This window comes from Bacillus sp. J14TS2 (assembly GCF_018333015.1).
Lineage (GTDB): Bacteria > Bacillota > Bacilli > Bacillales > Bacillaceae_C > Lederbergia.
Window position 1 is genome coordinate 22,900 of sequence record NZ_BORE01000013.1, and the last position, 23,058, is coordinate 45,957.

The window sequence follows — 23,058 nt, forward strand, 5'->3', positions numbered from 1 at the left end:
AAATAATGATTACTTTAAAAAATGTTAGTTTCAAAGTGGGAAGACATAGCATTCTAAATAACATAAATATGGAACTAAGAAGAGGGAAAGTTTATGGATTATTAGGTCCCAATGGGGCAGGTAAAACCACGTTATTTAAGGTTTTATTAAATACGATTGTATATAAGGGCGACATCTTCAAAGAAGATGGTAATATGACAATTGGTAAATTGATTGAATATCCAGCCTCTTATCCAAATTTAACCTGTATAGAAAACCTAAAGCTACATGCCTCATATGCTGATATGGAGTACAATGATTCAATCGTAAATCATTTATTAGGGGTAGTCGGCTTACCTGACGCTAAACATAAAAAGTTTAAAGAATTATCTATGGGAATGAAACAACGATTGGGTGTAGCAAAAGCGTTGATGGGAAATCCAAATCTATTATTGTTGGATGAGCCTACTAACGGGTTAGATCCTATGGGCATGAAAGATATGCGAAATCTCATCGAACAGAATCTAAAAGGCAAACACAGAACGATTGTAATTTCTAGCCATAATTTAAATGAAGTTTCTTTGATTACGGATACTTTTCTATTTATAAGAGACGGCAAAAAAATCTTAGAAATTGATAATAACGAAGATATATATATGTTTGGTAGTGTACAACAAATACCTGATAATTCAAACGTTAAACAGGCTATTACTTTATTGAAAAATAGTAAAAAAGAAATGTACTTCATTTTAAGCGAAATCAATTTCAATAAGCTAAAGACTATGACAGATTTTGTATACAGTGAGGTACAGCAACTAACATTGGAAAGCTTATATATTGAGTTGATGTCTACAGATTTGATTGAGGTGAAAAGCTATGTTTAAGTTGATCAAAAATGAATGGATTAAAATTAAGAGTGAAAAGGTAATCTTAGTTATTGTCATACTTAGCTTAATTCCCTTACTAATGAATTTCGTCAATTTTGCTATAAATAATAAAGATATAAGCTTGGATAGTGGTTTTTACTTTACCTATTATAATCAGTATTTTATGATGTTACCGATTATTTCTAATGTGTTAATCTCCTTTATTTTTTATATGGAATTTAAGAACAAAATGTATTTAGATTGGATAACGTATAATATTCCACGTTTTCAATTGCTTTTTTCAAAAATACTTGTCTCTACCATCATTATGTCAGCTATTTGTATCATCCAATTAGTTATTTTGTCTGTTTTCTATTTTGCTATAGACAGAAATATAGAGAATATTCTGCGCTTAATAACTTCTTATATTATCCTTAATGTAATCGTGGTGACAACCATTACTATCGTATTTGCTGCCGTCATCCAATTAACGAAGAATATAGTAGCCAGTATATCTATTGGGATAGGTGTTTCTTTATTGTCAATGATTCTAATGGCGGCACCATTTTCTTTTTTCATTCCTACAGCATTCGGGTACAGACTCGGACTATTAGTCATTGATAATGGCTACTACTATGAAGGAGGTACATCTTCAACTATTATAGGCATAGGCCTGTTTATTCTAATAAACGCTATAATGCTAATGATCAACCTGAGATTAATTTATAAAAAGAATCTGTAAAGGAGTCTGATTATGGAGGATATCCTTAAAAAGTTAAACATCTTTGTACTTGAAGATGATCCAGATATATCAAAATTTTTAAACCTATTCTTGAGTGATTATTTTAATAGGGTAACTGTCAAAACAGATAATCGCTTTAATTATTCGGATTTTGGCAACATAGATATTTTTTTGTTAGATATCGAGATACCGTTTGATAGTGGATATGAGGTCTGTAAACGGATTAAAATGGTTTATCCTAACAAGCCAGTCGTTTTTCTTACAGCGCATAGTCAACTAGATGATAAAATCAAAGGATTAGAATTGGGTGATGATTTTATACCTAAGCCTTTTGAACCTTTAGAGCTTATTGCGAGACTTAAAAATTTGCTGAAAGACAAGTATGGGGATCTTGTCTATTTGGATGAGATAATAGTCGATAAACGGGCACATTTAATATTAGATAGTGTAACGGGAACCAGAATTCCATTAAGTGAAACCGAAAATAAGATATTCTTTTACTTGTACGATAACATTAATATTAGCTTATCGAGAGAGCAAATAATTAATCATGTGTGGGGAGGAGAAGGGCGTAGCAGTCAAGCAAATTCCTTAAATGTGTATATCAATAGTTTGAGGAATAAAGTAGATAATGAAGGCAAGTTGATTCAAACTATTTATGGTTATGGATACAAATTATCGGATCAAAAGGAATGATGTTATTGAAAAAACAACTATATTTTTTCACGCTGATCTCTGTCTTATTCTTTCCAATTGCCTTTATCATTTCCAATTATATCGTATTGGGAGCCCACCTAATACACGATTATATCAATGGGACTGATACTCCTTTTATAGCATACGAAAATTATATATATGTTTTTTCTCTTTTCTTCATTATGATTTTATTATACGTTTTCTTCCTATCAAAAATTATTATCAATATTTCATCTGAAATAAGGCTTCTTTCACATCTGATAAGAAGGATAGCAAAAGATCAAAACTATCCAGAACCAGTAGAGTCCCATGTGTTGAAAAATAGTGAAATGAAACATCTGGGCGAGTCAGTAAATATTTTGATTGATCAATTAAAATACAATCAGGATAAATATAGGGAATCAGAAGAGATGAGAAAAAGATATTTAGATCAACTATCACATGATATTAAAACGCCATTATCGATCATAAAAATTAATTTATTCTACCTAAAAACGCAACAAAATGTCGACAAGGCAATCGAAGAAATTAATAAAAATGCAGATATCATATCGACGCTAAGCGATCGAATATATCACAAGAATTATCTGAATTCCGACTCTATCATTACTCATATGTCACCGGTCAGCTTAAATGACTGCATAAATGCGATTATCGAAAAATGGAACAATGCTTTAAGTCACAAGAAAATAAAGTTTACGAGCAATATAGAAGCTAATCTTGTTTGGGAGTTGGATAGAGTATGGTTTGAAAGGCTTTTTGATAATATATTGCAAAATGTTTTATATCACTCTAAGGCTAGTCAGCTAACAATAGAAGGTATTAAAGAAAATAATCAAGAACAGTTGATTATAACCGATGACGGTGTGGGCTTCGATCTCACAAAACAACTTCAGCAATCAAATCAAAAAGGGCTAAATATTATTAATGAGGTTCCCAAATTGTTAAATCTCCACATTCTAATAGAGAGCAATGAGTCTGGCACAAGGATTGTACTAACTAAAATATAAGAGAAAAATAATGGAGAATTGACTAGATAAGTGTGGTCAGTCAAATTTTGAATAAACTAGAAGACAAAGAATATATCGAACGTTGTACAATAAAAGATAACTGATAGGAGATTATAGCAGGTTTAACAGATAAAGCGAATCAAATGGTATATAACGTATAAAAATAAAAGATACAATGGTATGGTAAATTATAGGGATTTATAAAAAGTAAAGTAACCGATATCATTTGTTAGGTATTTGCGGGAGCTGGAAAAAGTATTCTAACTTAAGCATTTAAAGAACGGATGTCTTAAATTCAACAATTCCGCATGAAATGAAAATGAAGATCTACATACCAATTGAGGGATAGCCTAAGGGAGGAAGTATCATGAATATTGAAAAAATTTTTGCGGATTTTCCAGTATTGGAATCTACGAATCTGATATTAAAAAAAATCGAAGAGGTACACTTACAAGAGTTATATTCGATCTATGACAATAAAAAAGTATTCGAATATTGCGGGATCATTCCTAGACATAACATACAGACGGTTAGTAAGATGATTGGTCATTTTGATAAGGATTATCAGAAAAAAAGAAGAGTTAAGTGGGGGATCTTCCAGAAGAATCAAAGTAATAAATTGGTTGGGGTTTTTGAATTTATGGACTTTAACCAAAAAGTGAACATGGCAACGATTGGTTACTTTTTGGCAGAAAATTATTGGGGGAAGGGCATTGCCACCGAATCCGTTCATACGATAGTAAAATTCTTATTTGAAGAGGTTAATATTAACAGAATTCAAGCAGAGGTCATGCCTGCAAACGAGATTTCAAAGAAAGTCCTCTTGAAAAACGGATTTATGAAAGAAGGATTGTTAAGACAAGCATCTATATGGTCAGACAAAGGAGTTATTGATTTAGAAATATACAGCATCCTTAAAGAGGAATACACGAATAATTAATTTTTTTAACCCCTCTCTTGGACGGGCTTATATGTTTTAAAGAATAGAAAGTTTTTTGCATCACATTTTCAGCCTTAACGTACATTCAACAAACGGGCGCGATCAATGGGATAATCAAATTTTTTTCACTTGAATTGAGTTAATTTCATAATTATGGATCAAAAGATAAAACACGAACATTGTGGTGATTCAAATATTTAATGTAACCTTACACCGGTTGATTGGAGTGGAAGGCGGTGACTCCTGGGGGATTAGCATGACAGGTGAGATCCCGCAGGAGCGGTAGCGACGAGAAGCTCACCGCATGCCCCCCGGAAAGCGTCCGCCTGAAGCGGAAATCAACATTGTTCGGAGTTTTAACATAAAATTTTAATTATGAAATTGATTTAATTGACTAGTTATTTTTAGACATGCCTAAATGGGATGTATTGACAAGTATGATTAGTGAAACGCGTATATTGAATGTTTTATAATAAAATTATGAAAAACTAAGGATTCGTTTTAGATTAGTACCATTATTTCTTGAGAAAGGAGTAATTATATTGGTAGATGCAAAAAAGGCTGCAGAATTTTCGTATAGACAAGGTTTGTACCTAAATGAAAATAGTACTATGTTGCAACTTATCACTAAATTAGTGGGCATCCAAAGTCAAACAAAAAATTCACTTATTTTTTCAGCGAGAGCTAGGAATGTTGAGGTGGATGCTAACACTTTAAATAAGATGTTTACCAGCAAATTGTTAGAGAGAATATGGACAGTAAGAGGTACGATGCACACGATAACCTCTGAAGATTGGTCTTTGTTTCAAAAAGCATTTGCTAAAGAATGGGAAAATAGATGGAGTAAATTTATTTTCAACCATATGACGAGTGAACAAAAAGAGATGCTGGAAAAGTGGATCGTGAACAAAGTTTCGAATGGTCCCATTACAAGAAATAAATTAATGGAGGAGGCTATTTCTACATTTGGAGATTTTCCTTGGGTAAAATATGCCTTTTCATCTTGGGGAGGGCTTTTAAAATCTCTTTGCTACCAAAATTATTTATGTTTCAATCCGGATGGAGAAATAAATAAATATGTTTTAAGAAAAGATGTTGGAATGAATCAAACTGTAAAGTTGTCTGCTGATGATGCCTTGTTCGAGCTATTTAAACGCTATATACATTCATATGGTCCTGCTGATTATAAAGACTTTGTCCATTGGAGCGGGACGACGATAAAAAGATTAAAGCAAATACTAAATAAAAAAAGTATACATATTCCCAACACAAAGCTCCCACACACTAATCCACAAATTAATGTTCTACCTAGATTTGATCCTTATTTACTTGCACATAAAGAGAAATTTTATATTCAACGCGAGTATTATCCAAATGTTTTTAAAAAAGCTGGCAATATAGAAGCGGTTATTTTAAAAGATGGTATTGTAATCGGTACTTGGAAGCAAGAAAAGGGCTTATTAAAAGCGTATAAATTATTTACTTGCTATGAAGAGGATTCTTTAGAAGCGAAAATCGAGGGAGAGTTCATTCGAATGAAGCTCATTGATAGAAAGAAAGACTAGAGAATTCTCCTTCTTTTTATGAGTAAGAAAAATCGTCAGTAATGTCGATATCAGCTGAAGACACCCATGGAAGCGAGCAGCCTGAAGTGGCAAGGGAATCTTTTTGGCGATTTTCGACTTTAGGGCAAGCTATTTTACGCACCGTTAAATCATGTTCTTGAACTAATGATATAGTAGAATCATACTAAGGATCAAACAAGCTATAGAAAAAGTGGTGTTTATATTGCCTTTTAAGAAAATATTAATTGTTGATGACCATATAGAAATTATCGAATTGATGACTGATTTTCTAGAAATGGAACATTACGAAGTTTATAGTGCTAAAAATGCTGAAGAGGCAGAAACACTGTTACGAGAGATGACAATCGATTGTATTATTTTAGATATTATGCTGCCTGGGATTGATGGCTTTACACTTTGTAAGAGAATCCGCAAAGAATCAGAAGTTCCTATTTTATTTTTAAGTGCCAATCATCAAACGGATGCAGATAAAATTAGAGGTCTTATGCTTGGAGCCGATGATTATATTGTTAAAACGGCAAGTCCAAGTGAAATTGTGGCAAGGGTCAAGGCAGTTGAAAGAAGAATAGCTATACATTCTCGGAAAGCTATAGATGTGCATAGAATTTTATCCATCGATCAACTTGAAATAAACCTAGACACAAGATCAGTAAAAGTAGGACAACAACCTGTAGAGTTAACGTCAATCGAGTTTGATTTATTATATTATTTTATGGAAAATGACGGGATAGTGCTAACGTATGAGCAAATTATCGATCGGATATGGAATGATGATGTAACGGGGTTTCACAGTGTACGAGTCCATGTTGCAAAATTAAGAGAAAAGCTAGCTCCTTTTGATACAATTCCAGAGATAAAAACAATTAGATCCGTTGGTTATCAGTTGCATAAGGGAATGAGAGGATAGAAGATGCCAAAGATTAGTTTTAAGGCGTTTATTGCGTTAAGCCTAATTATTATTGTTTTCACACCAATCCTTTTAGCAAAAACCGTTACACGCCTAACGGATGTGTATTCATCCAAGGAAAGTCAAATATTCGATTTGGACTTGTGGGTGCAGGACAATATAGTGAATGCAGATAAGACACAGTTCGATAAGGAAGAATGGAGAAGTGAATTAAAAAAGAAAGCTGAAGAAGATAATCTTGAGTTTCTAATTATGTTTGCAGATAATGAATTGCTCTATACTGAAGGAATGAATAAATCTGAAAATACCCAGCTTTCTGAAGGGAGGCAGGCCCTTTCGGAAAATCTCGAAAAGACCCCTGATCTAAATATAGTTCCTTATAATATTTATGCAGATGATTCTTTCATTGCAACGGTTTATATGAATTACCCTATACCTGCAGAAGAACAAATTAAAAGTACAAACTACGACTTTGTCTTTTACATAGGTGCATTTTCTCTGGTTTCGATACTCTATATAGTATTTTTACAAGTAAATTTAATGAAGCCATTGCGTGCAATTAATAAATCTTCACAGCTAATATCGAATGGAACATACAACATAGATTTACCAGGTTCCACCATTAAAGAAATGAGCTATACGACTCATGCCTTTATTGAAATGGCTAAAAAACTTAAATTATCGCAGGAAACGAACGAAAGATTAGAAGATGAAAGAAAGCTCTTTGTGTCTTCCATTGTTCATGATCTAAGGACACCTATTTTTTCATTGCGAGGTTATTTGGAAGGGGTAATAAAAGGCCTATTTAAAAATGAACAAAAGAAAAGGCAATATGTAGAAATGAGTATGAAACAAGCAAATCACCTGAATGAATTGGTCACGTCTTTGGCCAATTATGCAAATATCGAAGGAAAAATTAAACTCGAAGACATAACAGAATTTCGAGTTTATGATCTAGTACATGATTTAAAGCAGATGCTGTTTTTTAACCTTTCAGAGAAAAAACTTACACTAGAAGTAAATAATCAAACGAATCAGCTCATTGCTGGTGATTATAGATTGCTCAAAAGAGCATTTGAAAATGTGCTGATCAATTGTATTCGTCATAGCCCGCCAACAGAGAAAATAGAAGTAGTCATTAGAGAAAGAGATCGTTTTATAGAAACGATTATTGTAGATAATGGCAAGGGTTTTGCAGAAGAGGATCTTGCGCATATATTTCAACCTTTATATAAAGGGGAAGAAGAAAAGTTTAGTGCTGAACAAAGAATGGGATTAGGTTTAACCATTGCCCAGGTTATAATTCAGAAGCATAGTGGAACAATCCAAGCCGCAAATGATGAGGAAAAAGGGGCAAAGATTGTGATAAAAATACCTAAACATATCAGCGATCATAAAGCATAAAAACGAAGGATCTCCTTCGTTTTTATTATTGTAAATAATTGTCTACAACAATTGTGCCAGTCAATCGGACCATAAAAAAACTAGAGTGAAGTGAACTCTAGTCTGAACGAATACTAATGAGATTGAGAAATAGTATATAAAACGGAAAGAAAATCAATCCACCCATTAGTATGAAACCTGCACCTGGACCTGGGTCATCTCCAGGATTGGTCGCAGGAAAGAAAAAAGCAAAAGTACGTACAAAAAAGACAAAATAGGGTATCCAGAGAACGACTGTCCAAAATCTTGCTATTCTTCCACTTCTCACTATACATCTAAAAAAAGAAATAGTGGGCAAAGTCATTCGTCAATGACCTTACCCACTAATCTTAGTATGTTTTTCGCCTTATCCATCTTGTTTCACAATCGAGTGTATTCCCTTTCACATTGTTAAACTAACGTCCTCATTAATGTAATGCGTGTAGAGCTTGAATAGCTGATTTTTCATCAGTGAGAAAGAAAACTTGCTTGCCTTTGTTGCATTCATAAATAAAATCCTTAAGACTCTTGCTGGTATACTCTTCGAAGTTTCCTAGAACTGCCAACTTAACATGATAGCTTACATATTTCTGCAGGATGTCACCAGCTAGCTTTGTCTTTAAATCAAAAAATTCCTCCGTAATGTTTGATTGGTGAATAACAATTTTATTGCTATCATGAATATAACTAATGGTTGCCCATTAAATCCAAAGCATCTTGGACATTTCGAATTAATATTTCGGAAGATTCAACAATGGCTACTTTTGACCCTTTTTTTTGATCGATTCTTATATTCATCTTGTGTACCTCCTAATGCAGAATAGTTTGCTCCGTTTGTTCTAGATCATTGTGATAATACTACCATAACTTCTTTTTTATTTTTGAGTAAACGCTAAGAAAAATCGGCAAAAATGGTGACACGCCTGCGGGAATAGCATCAGCTGAAGACCTTAGAGCGAATGTGAGGAGGCTGAAGCGATGGGAGCCTTTATGACGATTTTCGACTTTTGGGACAGCTCTTTTTAGGATGGATTATTATATTTTCAAGGTTATACCCTGTTATTGTTTATAAAATAATGATATTTCTTGATAAAGTCTTGATAATAGATCGATAGAGAATTGATTTCCCTTGACTATAATTTTTATGAGAATAAGAAGGGGGAGATCAAAAATGTCTGTTCTTAGCGTGAGAGGACTTTCTAAGGTATATGGCCAAGGTCAAAGTCAAGTAAAGGCATTAAATCAGATTGAATTAGAAATTGAAAAAGGCGAATTTGTCGCAATCATGGGGACGAGTGGTTCTGGGAAATCGACCCTTTTAAATATGATATCTGGACTAGATACTTATGAACAAGGAGAAGTCCTAATAAGTGGTGAAAATATTAAGGGGTATTCAGATCATGAATTGACTCGTTTACGCAGAGAAAAAATAGGATTTATTTTTCAATTATTTAATCTAATTCCTGTGTTGTCCGTTCTAGAGAATGTTACACTCCCGGCAATGCTAACTGCAAAGAATAAGAAAGAATTAGAAAAAAAGGCCACTGACTTGTTGGATTTGGTAGGTTTAGGTTCTTTTATACAAACTAAACCTAATCTATTATCGGGTGGTCAACAACAAAGAGTAGCAATCGTGAGAGCACTGATCAATGAACCAGAATTAATTCTGGCAGACGAACCTACTGGTAGCCTTGATTCAAAAACCTCTAAAGCCATGATGGGCATTCTTCAGAACTTCTGTGAGGAGCTAGGACACACATTAATTGTAGTCACACATGATGCAAATGTAGCTGCCTATGCGAATCGAGTTATTTTCATGCATGATGGTAAAATCCGCGATACGTTAAATTTAAAAAACTCAAACATGCAGGATAATGAAATAGTTAGGATCATTGCATCTAAGATTGAGGAACTAAGCCTATGAGACTATTTATTAAGGCAGCTTTTAACTCATTATTCAATCATAAGGCAAGAAATGGCTTCTTAGTTTTAGGCATTTCTCTAGGTGTTGCGCTAATTGTTATTGTGCAAATTTTATTGGCTAGTTTACAAGAAGCAAATGAACAGACAATCAAAGATTTACATGGTGATTTTGATGTAGTAGTCGGTTATCAGGACAGTCATAAATCCGTAACGAAGTCAGAAATTGAGACGATTGAGGCAATAGAAGGAGTAGAAAAAACAAGTCCATTTCTATACCCCTATTTAAACAAAGAAGAAGAATACGAGATGTGGAGCGAACCAATTTATATTGGTTTTAATAATGATGAAATGGCTTATGAATACCCATTTGTGTCAATAGCATCTGGAGATTTCCCTAAAGCAGCAGAAGCATTAATTTCTCCCACATATGCGAAATTAAATAACTTGCAAATTGGTTCAATGATAGAACTGAATTTTCCACCACAAGGGAAAAGAGAGATCACGGTATCGGGAATAAGTGAAGAGCATGAAGGCTTAACGAATATGGTGATTCTCGATTTTCATTGGCTTCAAGAGGCTACGTTAAATGATGGAAGAACAACTGCATTGATTATTAAGTTAGATGATATTGAAAAGAAATCGGATGCTGTTCAAGCATTGCGAGAGCTTAACCCAGATTTTTTTATTGATAATCGACAAGAGATTAACAATGAACGTAATAATATTGGAGGGCTAGGCCCTTTTGTTAAGGGGCTTAATATCGCCATTTATCTTATAAGCGCATTGATACTTATTAGCACAATGAGAATGTCCATACAAGAAAAGCAAAAGGAACATGCAACGCTACGACTATTAGGTTTTGAGAAAAAACACATTATGTTTTTAGTTTTATTTGAAACGATGATAGTAGGATTAGTGTCCTTAGCCGTGGGAATCCTTATTGGTATTCTAGTTCCTTTTCTTACACTTGATGTATTTTTAGGACTAATGGGCATTCCAAACGCCGGGATTGTCTTACCATACGATAATATACTATTTAGTTTGGGGATTTTTACAGGAGTCATTTTCCTGTCTTCTCTCATTCCCGGCTATATAGCAAGTCTTTCTCCACCCATTGTTGTTTATAGAGGTGTGAAAAACAGCAAAGGTATTACTAAAAGATATTTCATGATTAGTCTGTTGTACGCAATATTCATCATTCTATTATTTGCCGTTAATCAATGGTATTGGCAATCAAGGCTGATGTATGTTATGAACGCAGTTTCGTTTATAGCGTTGATTTTTATTACGATTCCACTCATGTTTGTACTATTTGAGAAGGGGATCAGTCTGTTCGATCGAAAAATAAAGGTTAGAGCTGAAGGCTTATTAGCCACGAAGAATTTACTAAGGCAATTAGGCAGAAATATACAAATATCTACTATTTTCACTTTAGGGGTTGTCATCTCAATTATAGGAATGGTGGTATTAACAAGTGTTAAAGCGAACACCACTGAAGCAATCATAGATACTTACCCCAATGACTTAAAATTGGTATCAGTGGGCTCCCAAATAGAAGAGGGATTTCCGTTTTCATTCTATGAAATTGTTAGTCAGAATCCACATATAGAAGCGCATTTTTACACAAACGAGATGCTGTTTGATACGATGAATCTTCCAGCAAAACAAGGTGAAGTGATATTAGCCTTTAGCGGGACTGATTTACAATACAGCTTAGATCGAGATGAGGTTCAAACAAAGGATGGAATTCGTCTCGAGGAAGAATTGAGTACGAATGGCGTTATGCTCACAGAGACTACTTCAAAGAAATTAGGATATCATTTAGGCGATGTCATAGAGGCTAATATCTCTGAAAATACAGATCAAGTTGATAAGGAAGAATTTATTGTAGAAGGTATTATAACGAATTCAAAGCATATGAGTGATGATTACAAAGTTTTCACTACTAGAAAAAATATGGAAGAGATGTTTCAAATTCATACTCTTCACAGTGTAGAGATGAATCTAACATCAGATGTAGACGAACAAGAAACAATAGAAGAAGTACAATCACTGATTCAACAACCACAGTATGCTAATACGATTTTATATAATAGAGTGGAAGAATTAAATAAGCTAGAAGAACAATTAATGCAACGCTTTTTGATTCTATTTCTAGCTGTCGGATTAATCATTATGTTTACCATCATCGGGTTAATGAATAGTACAGCCAGTAGTATTAAGGAAAGAATCCAAGAATTAAGTATGCTGCGTGTGCTTGGTTATACGAAGAAACGATTATTTTCGTTGTTATTACTTGAAGGAGCTCTTTTAACGGGAACAGTTGGAGTATTTGCAGTTGGATTATCCATGATTTCTACTTACTGTTTGCTTCAAAGTTTAAATGCCACGACAATTCCGTCCATGCCCTTACTTCTGGGAGGAATAATCGTTTTTTCTCCATTAATAGGGATGGGGGCAGTCTTATTTCCTGCTCTATGGGCAACGAGGCAAGATGTAATGAAAGGATTACGTTAGGAGTCTGGGACGAAAGAAAAGACGAACTAGTATATTCCACGGGCGAGTGGTAATTCCTCTCAGGCGTCTACGTATATTTCCTCTGCTAAAGGTAATGCATTGTTCGTCTTTGGAGTTTAATATTTTAATTATGTCCTAGACTCCATATAGTGAACTCGGTATCGGAAATAATAGACAATGACGGCAAAGAATTTTGCTCTTCCGAAATCAGTGGGGGATGAAGAAATCCCCTCTGATTGAAGTTTCACTTTATCTTAAAAAAGTGTTTTGATATTTTGACAAATGGAAACATTACAGACCAGGCGCCGGTCCAGTTGACTCTCGCTTTACTATCGAAGTATGAAGTAAGGTCTCCTGCAGCGGTTCAGTTGGATGGTCCATTCGCCAATATAATTGCTCAACTGCTTTTCTGCCGTACAACTCTAGGTCTACATTAAATGTTGTTATTTTTGGTTTCGACAGCCGAGAAAGTGGACCATTATCAAAGCTGCATACGGACAGGTCGTTAGGAATTTTATAGCCCAGTGCCTGAAGATGTGTTAACACAAGGAAGCCAAATCCATCATTGATGCAAAACCAAGCTGTCGGCTGTTCCTTAAGCTTGTCCAGAGCAGTCGAAACATCCTCTTCCCTTTCCTTAATATCAGCCAAAATATGCTCTCTTTCTAAAGGGATTCCGTGCTCCTTTAAGGCAAGCGTATAGCCCTCCAATCTTTCCTGGTAGCTTGGAGAACGTTCCACATCTCCCATAAATCCAATTTGTTTATGACCAAGCTCAATTAAATGATGCGTAGCTGTATAAGCAGCAAACCGATTATTAAGCAAAATTGCATCCGTGCAATTGAATGGGTGATGGTGGTCAATTAGAACTGTTGGAATTCCTGTACTTAAAATGCGATTAATGTAGTCAGTACTGATATGTGAAATAATAATGACTCCGTCAATTGTATCGTATTCAAAAAAAGAAGGCAGGATGAGCCGATCTCTTGACTCATCATCAATCGATTGGATGACCAAATTCATTCCGCGTTTTGCCACTTCTCTTTGAACAGATAAATAAATTTCCCCAAAAAAGCCTTTCTGTGAAAAAGCAAAGTCGGAGGCAAGTAAAGCAATATTTCCACGCTTTCTAGGAGGTTGCTTTTTGCTCGTTGTATAGTGATATCCTAACTCTTCTGCAGCTTTTTCGATCCGTTTTCTAGTGTCCTCACTGACTCCGGGCTTTCCTGACAGCGCCTGGGATACGGAATTCTTGGAAATATTTAATTGATCAGCTATATATTGCATGGTTATTTTTTTTGGTTTCATTTCTATATCCCTCGCAAGTCGTTAGTTACATTGTTTGTCACGTTACAAATTTAACTATACATGAAAAAGTAATTTGTTACAAATAGATGAAACCGATTTATTTTATAAAATATTCATTGACCAATCTGTAATTACATTATATGATGGTTTTGTAAGGTTATTTATCATTACTTTTTGATTACAAAATATTTTTTGTAATTAGAAATGTTTAATTTGTCATTCTTTGTTTTAGTAGAATTCTAAATTCCATTACATGTGGGTTCAAAATGAAAGAATAAAAAGTATTGAACAGGCTGTTTTGGTAATAATTTTCAAAAATTAAGTAACGCTACTAAATAAGAGATGACGCTTTTACAAACTAGTATGGGGGGATACACATATGAAGAAGTCACTTTATTTAGTCCTTGCCGTTTCACTTTCTATGTTAGCACTTGCTGCTTGTGGAAACAAAGACGATCAAGGCGCAGATATCGACGCGCCCGAAGGTGCAACTGTGATTGAGTTTTGGGCAGCAGCAAACCCATTACAGGAATCATTCTGGAATAAGGTTGCAGATGAATTCAACAACTCGCAAGATGAAATTCATGTTGCAGTCAGTCAAATGAGAGAAACGCCAACTTCAGAAGCGACTGTTCAGTCTGCTCTTGCTTCTGATAGCGCTCCAACTATGTCAGAAAATATTAATCGTGGATTTGCATCCCAATTAGCGAACAGCCAAGCGCTTGTTCCTTTAAATGAATTAGATGGCTGGGATGATATTCTTACGGAACGTAATATGACAGAAACCGTCGAAGCTTGGGAATTTGCAGATGGTAACCAATATGTTTTACCAATTTATTCGAATTCTATGCAGTTCGGTTGGAGAATCGACATCTTAAAGGAACTTGGCTTTGAAGAAGCACCAAGAACATATAGTGAAGTGTATGAAGTGGTTGATGCATTAAAAGAAGAATATCCTGATAAATTCTTATGGGCGAAAAGTGAATTAGCGTCACCTGATGCGGGTGCGCGATGGTTTGACTTTTTCACCTTATATGCTGCCGCTTCAAATGGCAATAACTTTATTGAAGGTGATTCATTAATTAGCGATGATGATGCTGGCCAACAAGTATTAGAGTTCCTAAGCAATGTACAGGAACAAAATGGACTATTGACCAATGAAGCATCTGATCCTTTCGAAACAGGTCTTAGTATCTTTGCTGATTTAGGACCATGGACGTTCCCATATTGGGCTGAGCAGTTTCCAGAAATGGTATATGGAGAAACGTTTGTGCTAACACCACCTCCAGTGCCAGACGATATGGATACAGACGAAGTGAATACATTCGCTGATTCAAAAGGAATAGTCATTTATGCCTCTGCAACAGAGGAAGAGCAACGAGCTGCAATGGAGTTTATTACTTGGGTTTACAACAACCCAGAAATGGACTTGCAATGGTTTGAAGAGACGAACATGCCGCCGGCACGCGATGATTTGGGAACGAATGAACAGTTCCAAACCTTCTTGGAGGACCATCCGGAGCTTGTCCAGTATGCAGAAGCAGTTCCTTACGGAGTACCACCAATTGATAATCCTGATTTCAATACACTGCAAACATTTATTGGTCAGGAAGCCCTTAATCCAGTTGTAACCGGAGCGAAAGATCCAAAAACTGCTTGGGAGGATATGAAGAGGGCCATAGAGGGGGCACTTCAGTAATGAATAAGGAAAATAATAAATTGGGCTGGTTATTTACCAGTCCTTACCTTATATACACACTTATTTTTTTCCTCATCCCATTAGTATGGTCATTTTATCTGGCTTTTACAGATTGGAATCTAATATCGCCGGATTTTGAAATGATTGGATTACAAAACTTTATTAATGCTGTTAACCATCCAGGGGTTCAAGCAGCTTTTTTTGTTACCTTTAAATTTTTAGCTGTGTTTGTTCCAATGGTGATCGTGGGTTCTTTACTTGTAGCCCTTGTTGTTAATAGTCTGCCTAGCCGTTTTAAAGGAATTTTCCTTGTCGGATTCTTTCTCCCTTACTTAGCATCTGGTGTTGTTTCCTCACTGATTGTCAAAGGCATATTATCGTATAACAGCCCAGTGAATGTATTTTTGCGTGGGACACTCGGCTTGGATATTAATTGGCTCGGAACCCCGTTTTCAGCTCTTGTAGTTGTCGCTATCATTATTGCTTGGAAATTCTCAGGGTATTATGCCCTTATTCTAACTTCTGGTTTGGAAGGCATCAATCAGGAAATCTACGAAGCAGCTGAGATGGATGGGATAAAGCCGGCACAACGGTTCTGGAAGATCACACTTCCAATGTTGTACCCGGCTCTTTATACAACGCTGATTTTATCGATTGGTGTTACGTTTGGCATATTTACTGAAGTCTACCAGTTAACTGGCGGTGGCCCGAACTACGCCACCAATACATGGCAAATGGAAATTTACAACCAAGCATTTGCAAACCTGAACGCTGGGTATGCTTCTGCAGTTGCGTTAATTGCCGCTGTTGTAACATTCGCATCAATTTTTGTCTTCAGAAAACTTTTAGAATTGTGGGGGAAACGAAATGGCTGGAGTTAAAAAGAACAAAAAAGTTCAATTACGTTATGTCATTGCATTTGCCTTATTAGGCATTATGGTTTTCCCCTACTTATATATGGTTCTCATGTCATTTGCAGACTGGGGACAAGTAGATCGAAAACTAATTCCGACTAGTTTCACACTTCGTTCCTATGAATGGTTGTTTATTGGCGGTGAAGCTAACATTCCACAGCCGTGGTTACGAGCGTTCTTTAATACATTTGTTGTCTCTGCGGCTTCCACTGCCCTCATGATGATATCAGGGATAGTCGTCGCTTATACGCTGGCAAAAATTAAGTTTAGAGGCGGAAAATTTTTAAACAATGTCATCCTGTTTCAAATGTTTTTCCCTGGCGTCATTTTGCTCGTGCCAATGTTCTTATTAGTTCAAAATGTTGGGTTATATGACACATACTGGGCGATGATTATTCCTAAGGCATTAAGTCTATGGGCAGTCTTTATGTACACCAACTTCTTCCGGGCTATTCCGGAGACATTTATTGAATCGGCAAAATTAGACGGGGCTTCGACCTTACAAATAATGTTCAAGATTGCTGTACCTATGTCGAAATCGATTACGACCGTTATCTTTTTGTTTCTCTTTATGGAACGGTGGACAGAGCTTTTATGGGATATGATTGTTGTCCGCAGTGATCAGATGCTGACACTAAATGTGCTCATTTCGCAAATGTTTGGTCCTTATGGTGGCTACCCTGGTCCAATGTATGCAGCATCTGTATTGCTCACGCTGCCAATTATTATTATCTTCCTGCTCTTTGCGAAAAGGTTCAAGGACGGAATGCAGTTTACGCTAAAGTAAAAGGAGTGCTAGTAAATGAAATCAATGATAAAAAACGAGTTGAAAACATGCTCAGAGCTGTTAGCCGAATATGAAAACAGGCCAGCTTCTAAACAAGCAGAAAACATCGAGTTTGCTGGTGTTGGAAAACGAGATGTATACAATATTTCAGCTCCGTTTGAAGACAATGGTGAACATGTGATCGCTGGCCGAGTTGAAGAACGGGACAGTGAACATGCTTACGTCTACTTTTTCGTTGAAAACGATGGAGTATGGTCGCCGCGGGCAGATGCGCCTATTTTTGAATTGCAGGACCCATTTGTCACAAGGATTAACAGTGAACTAATTTTAGGGGGAGTTGAGATATTTCCACACCCCACGATGCAGGATGCGTTAAGCTGGCGAACCGTTTTTTATAGAGGAAGCAATCTCTCTGATTTAAAACAATTTGCGACCGGTCCTGACGGAATGAAGGATTTGCGCCTCGTTCAAGTAGCGGACGGACGCATTGGAGTCTTCACCCGCCCGCAAGGTGAAAAAGGTGGACGAGGAAAAATTGGTTTTCAAGTGATTGATTCGATTGAAGAGTTTACACATGATCTGATTAATCAAGTCCCATTGTTGGACGAACAATTTACAGAAGAAGAATGGGGCGGAGCCAATGAAATACATCTTCTCTCCAATGGACTGCTTGGTGTATTAGGCCATATTGCTCGATTTGATGAGGAAGGAAACCGCCACTACTATTCAATGGCATTTGTTGTCAATCCTCAAAATGGGCAATATTCCGATCTCCAGCTCATTGCCAAACGCTCTGATTTTCTTCCTAGCGAATCAAAGCGGCCAGATTTACAGCAAGTTGTTTTCAGTGGCGGATTAATAAGGCGGGCAGACGGTTTAGCCGATTTATATGTAGGCATTAGTGATGCCAGTGCTCAAAAAGTAACAATTGTTGATCCATTTACTCAGTTCGAAGAGGAGAATTAATATGAATGTTTACCGATACAAAGAAAATCCATTAGTCACACCTACAGATGTACCACCACATAGAGATGATTTCGAGGTGATCGGTGCATTTAATGCAGGAATTACAGAATATAACGGCGAGATCATCATGCTTTTACGTGTGGCAGAGCGCCCAATTCATCATGAAAAAAATGTGGTTAAAGCGCCTGTTTATAACCATGAAACAAATACATTAGATATTATTGAGCTAGAAACGAGCAACCCGGATTATCGATTTGAAGACCCGCGCTCGATCAGAAAAGCCAGTGATCCAGATAGCTATGCCTATTTAACGTCATTATCCTATTTGCGAATTGCCAGAAGTAAGGATGGACACGAATTTACTATAGATGATGAGCCATTTATCTATCCTCAGGATCCATTGGAAGTGTTTGGTATTGAGGATCCGCGGATTACAAAAATTGATGATATCTACTATATTTATTATAGTGCTGCCTCCTCATATGGGGTCGGCGAAGCATTAGTATCCACCAAGGACTTCAAGAGCATTGAGCGTCACGGAATGATTTTTGCCCCAGAAAACAAGGATGTTTGCATTTTTCCTGAGAAAATTAATGGGAAATACTTTGCCATGCACCGTCCAGTGCCAAAGGGCGGCGGGATGCCTGAAATCTGGCTTGCAGAATCCGATAACCTGCTGTATTGGGGCAATCATAAGCACCTGCTCGGGTTACGTGAAGGGATGTGGGACAATGCGCGTATTGGCGGTGGTGCTGTTCCGATTAAAACAGAAAAGGGTTGGCTAGCGCTTTACCATGGCGCTTCAACAGATAACCGCTATTGCATGGGCGCTGTTTTACTGGATCTTGAAGACCCGACTACTGTCATTGCCCGCTCAGACAAGCCACTTATACAACCAGAGGCCGATTATGAAGTTGAAGGATTCTTTGGTGATGTTATCTTCTCATGTGGTGCTATTGTAAAAGGCGATGTTGTCCAAATGTTTTATGGTGCTGCCGACACCTCCATGGCCTGCGCCGAATTAAGCTTGCAAGAAATACTTGACTCGTTAACAGCTGTATAAAAAAGGTGAAACGCAGTTTGGCATTTAGTCAGACTGCGTTTCTTTTGGATTTAATGGTTGCTAAAAAACTTTCTTTTGGTCTAGATAACAGCACGCATGACATTTAAAAGTATGCAGAGATTCAACTTATTTTCCTCTTCTTTCACATCCTACCTCATGAAGAATCGTTTAGAGCTTTTCGATTCCATCCAACTCGTCAGTCTCCTTCTTATATACTACGATATGTCCAAGACTTCGCTAACTGCATAAAGGTTACCATACTGGATCTTAATGCCTGTATAAAGAGGATTATGATTTTATTCTACGCGCCGTTTTCCAGTGAATTCCCTCGAAATTCGGTGCATAGCCCCTTCTACGTACTATTTTTCGAAGAATTTCCTTTGATTTCGGTTCATAGAAGGACTCTACGCACCATTTTCCAGAGAATTTCCTTGAATTTTGGTTCATAGCCCCTTCTACGCACCACTTTTCGAAGATTCTCCTTGGATTTCGGTTCATAGATCATTCTACGCACCATTTTTCGAAGATTCTTCATGGAATTCGGTTCATAGAAGCCTCTACGCACTGTTTTTCGAAGAATTTCCTTGGATTTCGGTTCATAGAGCATTCTACGCACCATTTTTCGAAGATTCTTCATGGATTTCGGTTCATAGAAGATTCTACGCGTCATTTTTTCCAAGCTTATTCTGAAGAGATGGCTCTCCTTAGTTGATTGGATATTTCCTCCGCTCAATACATTGTTTGTCTTTGAATCTTAGCATTTTAGTTAAGTCCCAGTCTCTTCAATAATTACCTCAACATGTTTCAAATAAAATTCAATTTTCTCTCATAGTTAATAAGCAAGAGATTTTAGTCTTCATGAAAATAAGCCAGATCCATGAATGATTTCATCACTAGAAAGCAATGTTGTTTCATAGATCGTTTTGTTATGCTTCATCATGAAAGATTGAACAACCTTAAAACCTACTGCATAACCAGCACAAAAGGAAAGTCCTACAGGCTCGTATCCCTCTTGTTTGGCGATCTCATCCCCAAACATATAGCTGCTGACCTCGGCAAATCCTTTTATGTTTAGAGCTTCCCCAATAACATGGATTGAATACTCTAAATCATCTTTATCCATGCTGGTCACCCATGGACCTAACTGCTCTGCTCCATACAGCTCTTTTGCAAACGAATCAGCCAAACCTTCGATGACAAGATAGTCTCCCACTGTCACATTGCCATGATCCCAGTCGAAATAAGAAAAACGAATGTTGTGATGGAACTCATGAGCAATAACGGCAGGAAGTTTAGGTATATTGTAATCATTCGGGAAAATATTCACAGTAATAAACCCAGGAATACCCCCAAATCCCGTATATCCCTTCTGAAGCTTCAATTTATCTGGATCTGCTACGTATAATCCAAATTTTATTTCATCTGCATTTACTTTTAAGCCTGACTCAATAGCATTTTGTATGCAGGCTTGGATAGCAGCCTCTGCCATTTCATAGGCATTATGATCTTTTAGAATATATAGTCCTTGTTGAAGTTGCTTATCGTTAGAAATGTCTGCGTAACCTAGCATGTTTGTGGCCATTAAAACGTCATAGCCATTCTCTTGTTTTGCTTTTATAGGAACATTTATTAGATTCCACATTTCCTTAAATGGAGCCATCATTTTGTAACGAAAGTATTCTTTTCTTTCTTCCAATTCTGTAATAGCAAGCAATTCTTCATACTGTTCTATTGTATTAATCATTTTATAGATTAAGCTCATTTCAATCATCCCTTTCGCCAATATCTGGTGTTGTAATTTTGCAGCATCTTAATATTTTCTTCCGAGGTAGCTAAGTCTAAATGAAATAACCTGTCATTTTTGCGGAAAGGATTTGAACAAACTTTTCTAAGCCATTCTTTTGCCTTCAATAAGTTTAAAGTGGCATAGTATCGTATAGAGCATTCAGTTACTCCTGTCATTTTATAAACTACTTCTGTTGTAAACAGCGTAATTCACCTCCCAATTAAAAGGTTAAAGTATGCCGTTGCGTCAATGTCAATTATACTTAGCTTTCAAAACGGAACCTTTTTTATCTGAATCAATTTCATAATAGAAAATTCAGTATTAAAATCCGAACAATATTGATTTTAACTCCAAGTGAACGCTTTCCGAGGGAGGGGGAGGCGTGTGGTTGAGATCTGCAGGAGAGTCAAGGTACAAAGGCTAAATACGCGCTGTCTTGGCCATCGTTTTACAGAGGTTTTCCATGGAATTCGGTTCATAGAACACTCTACGCACCGTTTTACAAGGATTTTCCATGAATTTTGGTGTATAGAAGGCTCTACGCACCGTTTTCCAGAGATTCTCCATGAATTTTGGTGTATAGAATGCTCTACGCGCCGTTTTCCAGAGATTCACCTTGAATTTTGGTGCATAGAAGCCTCTACGCACTGTTTTCCAAAGATTTTCCTTGAATTTTGATTTATAGAATCCCCTACTCGCCACTTTACAGAGATTCTCCTTGAATTTTGGTATATAGTAATATTCTACGCGTTATTTTACGTAATTGAGTCATCATCTCTCATCTTATACTGAATTTTCACATTGTATTTTACAGAAAGGGATTATGAAATTAATTCAGTCATTAATCAAAAGTGAGTTGGACTTATTTTTTCGGCACAGAATATACAAAGCTAATTGATTATTGCTAGTATAGGTATAGAGCAGGTACTACTCTGATATTATGGGGATATGTTAGACACTGTAGACTTGCGAGGGGGGGAAACGAATATGAGAAGTATTCGAAGCTGGTTTGTAGAACATTTACTCAAACGACTGAGTAATAAAGATAGCTTCACCGATGAAAAATTATACGCTGAGTTTTTAAAAACAAAACAAATTGAAAATGAAAAACCCTATGTCTTATCAACGTATATTCAGAGAAAGTTTAATATTGAAAAGCTGCATTTTGCTGGAATGGACTGTTATATTTTTAATCAGGAAAGCACTTCTTCAGGATCCATACTTTATTTGCATGGAGGAGGATACATAAAACAACCATCGATATATCACTGGAATTTTCTTGGGAAAATTGCAAAGGAAACCAATGTTAAAATATATGTTCCAATTTATCCTAAAGCACCTAATCATCAATATAGAGAGTCTTTTGCTAAGGTTCTTCCACTATATGAATGGATATTAGATACTTCAGCTAAGGAAAATATTATCTTAATGGGTGACTCCGCCGGAGGAGGCTTCGCGTTAGCGTTAGCACAATTGCTCTTAGAAAAAGGATTGCAACAACCCAGGCATATTATTTTATTCTCACCTTGGCTTGATATTACGATGGAAAACCCAGATGCTTATGAATTGGAACATAAGGATCCAATGTTAGGAATTTATGGTTTGATCCAAATGGGAAAAGCCTATGCAGGAGATACTGACCCAAATCATTATTTACTCAGTCCCATCAATGGGAAGATAACAGGATTGGGAGAAATTACTTTATTTATAGGAACACATGAAGTTTTTTTACCTGATGCTAGAAAGTTCAAAGATATTACTGCATCAAAAGGAACTAGAATCAACTATTTTGAATATCCGAAAATGAATCATATCTTTGTACTTTACCCGATTCCAGAAGCAAAAAAGGCGACTAAGAAAATTGTGGATATCATAATGAATGTGTAAATGGATAACCTCAGTAAAATAAGATTTAATTATGAATCGAGAGTAAATATAAGGTAAAAT

At 36.2% G+C, this 23,058-nt stretch carries 18 protein-coding genes and 1 pseudogene; 16 read left to right on the top strand and 3 right to left on the bottom strand.

Annotated elements, in window-relative coordinates:
* The first annotated feature begins 5 nt into the window (after positions 1 to 5).
* From KI375_RS18670 to KI375_RS18705, 8 genes are all read left to right on the top strand, one after another.
* Entirely contained in the window at positions 6 to 863 is an 858-nt protein-coding gene (locus KI375_RS18670) for an ABC transporter ATP-binding protein (protein ID WP_212974958.1), read from the top strand.
* Positions 856 to 1,587, top strand: a complete 732-nt coding sequence (locus tag KI375_RS18675) for an ABC transporter permease (RefSeq protein ID WP_212974959.1) — start codon at positions 856 to 858, stop codon at positions 1,585 to 1,587. The genes KI375_RS18670 and KI375_RS18675 overlap by 8 nt, the downstream gene beginning before the upstream one ends.
* Before the next feature lie 12 nt (positions 1,588 to 1,599).
* On the top strand, positions 1,600 to 2,283 hold the full coding sequence (locus tag KI375_RS18680; protein WP_212974960.1) for a response regulator transcription factor: 684 nt from the start codon (positions 1,600 to 1,602) through the stop codon (positions 2,281 to 2,283).
* A gap of 5 nt (positions 2,284 to 2,288) precedes the next feature.
* Complete coding sequence (locus KI375_RS18685; protein WP_212974961.1) at positions 2,289 to 3,293, top strand: sensor histidine kinase; 1,005 nt, start codon at positions 2,289 to 2,291, stop codon at positions 3,291 to 3,293.
* Between the two features lie 367 nt (positions 3,294 to 3,660).
* Positions 3,661 to 4,233, top strand: coding sequence for a GNAT family N-acetyltransferase (locus KI375_RS18690; protein ID WP_212974962.1), 573 nt, complete (start codon positions 3,661 to 3,663; stop codon positions 4,231 to 4,233).
* 542 nt (positions 4,234 to 4,775) lie between these two features.
* Positions 4,776 to 5,798, top strand: a complete 1,023-nt coding sequence (locus tag KI375_RS18695) for a DNA glycosylase AlkZ-like family protein (protein WP_212974963.1) — start codon at positions 4,776 to 4,778, stop codon at positions 5,796 to 5,798.
* A gap of 214 nt (positions 5,799 to 6,012) precedes the next feature.
* Positions 6,013 to 6,726, top strand: coding sequence for a response regulator transcription factor (locus KI375_RS18700; protein ID WP_374706873.1), 714 nt, complete (start codon positions 6,013 to 6,015; stop codon positions 6,724 to 6,726).
* 3 nt (positions 6,727 to 6,729) lie between these two features.
* The gene (locus tag KI375_RS18705; RefSeq protein WP_212974965.1) at positions 6,730 to 8,130 is read left to right on the top strand and encodes a sensor histidine kinase; all 1,401 of its coding nucleotides are present in this window, start codon (positions 6,730 to 6,732) and stop codon (positions 8,128 to 8,130) included.
* 446 nt (positions 8,131 to 8,576) lie between these two features.
* On the opposite strand, the pseudogene KI375_RS18710 reads toward KI375_RS18705, so the two are convergent.
* Positions 8,577 to 8,946 (bottom strand): annotated as a pseudogene (locus KI375_RS18710) (DUF4180 domain-containing protein).
* Positions 8,947 to 9,319: 373 nt separating this feature from the next.
* On the opposite strand from KI375_RS18710, the gene KI375_RS18715 reads away from it, so the two are divergent.
* A complete protein-coding gene (locus KI375_RS18715) occupies positions 9,320 to 10,072 on the top strand; it encodes an ABC transporter ATP-binding protein (RefSeq protein WP_212974966.1) in 753 nt (250 codons plus the stop codon).
* On the top strand, positions 10,069 to 12,588 hold the full coding sequence (locus KI375_RS18720; RefSeq protein WP_212974967.1) for an FtsX-like permease family protein: 2,520 nt from the start codon (positions 10,069 to 10,071) through the stop codon (positions 12,586 to 12,588). Before KI375_RS18715 ends, KI375_RS18720 begins: the two co-directional genes overlap by 4 nt.
* A gap of 291 nt (positions 12,589 to 12,879) precedes the next feature.
* On the opposite strand, the gene KI375_RS18725 is transcribed toward KI375_RS18720, so the two are convergent.
* Positions 12,880 to 13,896 carry a LacI family DNA-binding transcriptional regulator gene (locus KI375_RS18725; RefSeq protein ID WP_212974968.1) on the bottom strand — a complete coding sequence of 339 codons (1,017 nt, stop codon included), beginning with the start codon at positions 13,894 to 13,896 and terminating at the stop codon, positions 12,880 to 12,882.
* A 379-nt stretch (positions 13,897 to 14,275) separates the two neighbouring features.
* On the opposite strand from KI375_RS18725, the gene KI375_RS18730 reads away from it, so the two are divergent.
* The 5 genes from KI375_RS18730 to KI375_RS18750 are packed head-to-tail and all read left to right on the top strand — an operon-like array spanning position 14,276 to position 19,325.
* A complete protein-coding gene (locus tag KI375_RS18730) occupies positions 14,276 to 15,595 on the top strand; it encodes an ABC transporter substrate-binding protein (protein ID WP_212974969.1) in 1,320 nt (439 codons plus the stop codon).
* A complete protein-coding gene (locus KI375_RS18735) occupies positions 15,595 to 16,476 on the top strand; it encodes a carbohydrate ABC transporter permease (protein ID WP_212974970.1) in 882 nt (293 codons plus the stop codon). Before KI375_RS18730 ends, KI375_RS18735 begins: the two co-directional genes overlap by 1 nt.
* A complete protein-coding gene (locus KI375_RS18740; RefSeq protein ID WP_212974971.1) occupies positions 16,463 to 17,296 on the top strand; it encodes a carbohydrate ABC transporter permease in 834 nt (277 codons plus the stop codon). Before KI375_RS18735 ends, KI375_RS18740 begins: the two co-directional genes overlap by 14 nt.
* Positions 17,297 to 17,320: 24 nt before the next feature.
* Positions 17,321 to 18,262, top strand: coding sequence for an MTP-1 family protein (locus KI375_RS18745; RefSeq protein WP_212975071.1), 942 nt, complete (start codon positions 17,321 to 17,323; stop codon positions 18,260 to 18,262).
* Between the two features lies 1 nt (position 18,263).
* Positions 18,264 to 19,325, top strand: coding sequence for a BtaManbiosPhlase (locus tag KI375_RS18750; protein WP_212974972.1), 1,062 nt, complete (start codon positions 18,264 to 18,266; stop codon positions 19,323 to 19,325).
* Positions 19,326 to 20,181: 856 nt separating this feature from the next.
* On the opposite strand, the gene KI375_RS18755 is transcribed toward KI375_RS18750, so the two are convergent.
* On the bottom strand, positions 20,182 to 21,087 hold the full coding sequence (locus KI375_RS18755; RefSeq protein WP_212974973.1) for a DUF2268 domain-containing putative Zn-dependent protease: 906 nt from the start codon (positions 21,085 to 21,087) through the stop codon (positions 20,182 to 20,184).
* Between the two features lie 1,011 nt (positions 21,088 to 22,098).
* Between KI375_RS18755 and KI375_RS18760 the strand changes: the two genes are divergently transcribed.
* On the top strand, positions 22,099 to 22,998 hold the full coding sequence (locus KI375_RS18760; protein ID WP_212974974.1) for an alpha/beta hydrolase fold domain-containing protein: 900 nt from the start codon (positions 22,099 to 22,101) through the stop codon (positions 22,996 to 22,998).
* The last annotated feature ends 60 nt before the right edge of the window (positions 22,999 to 23,058 follow it).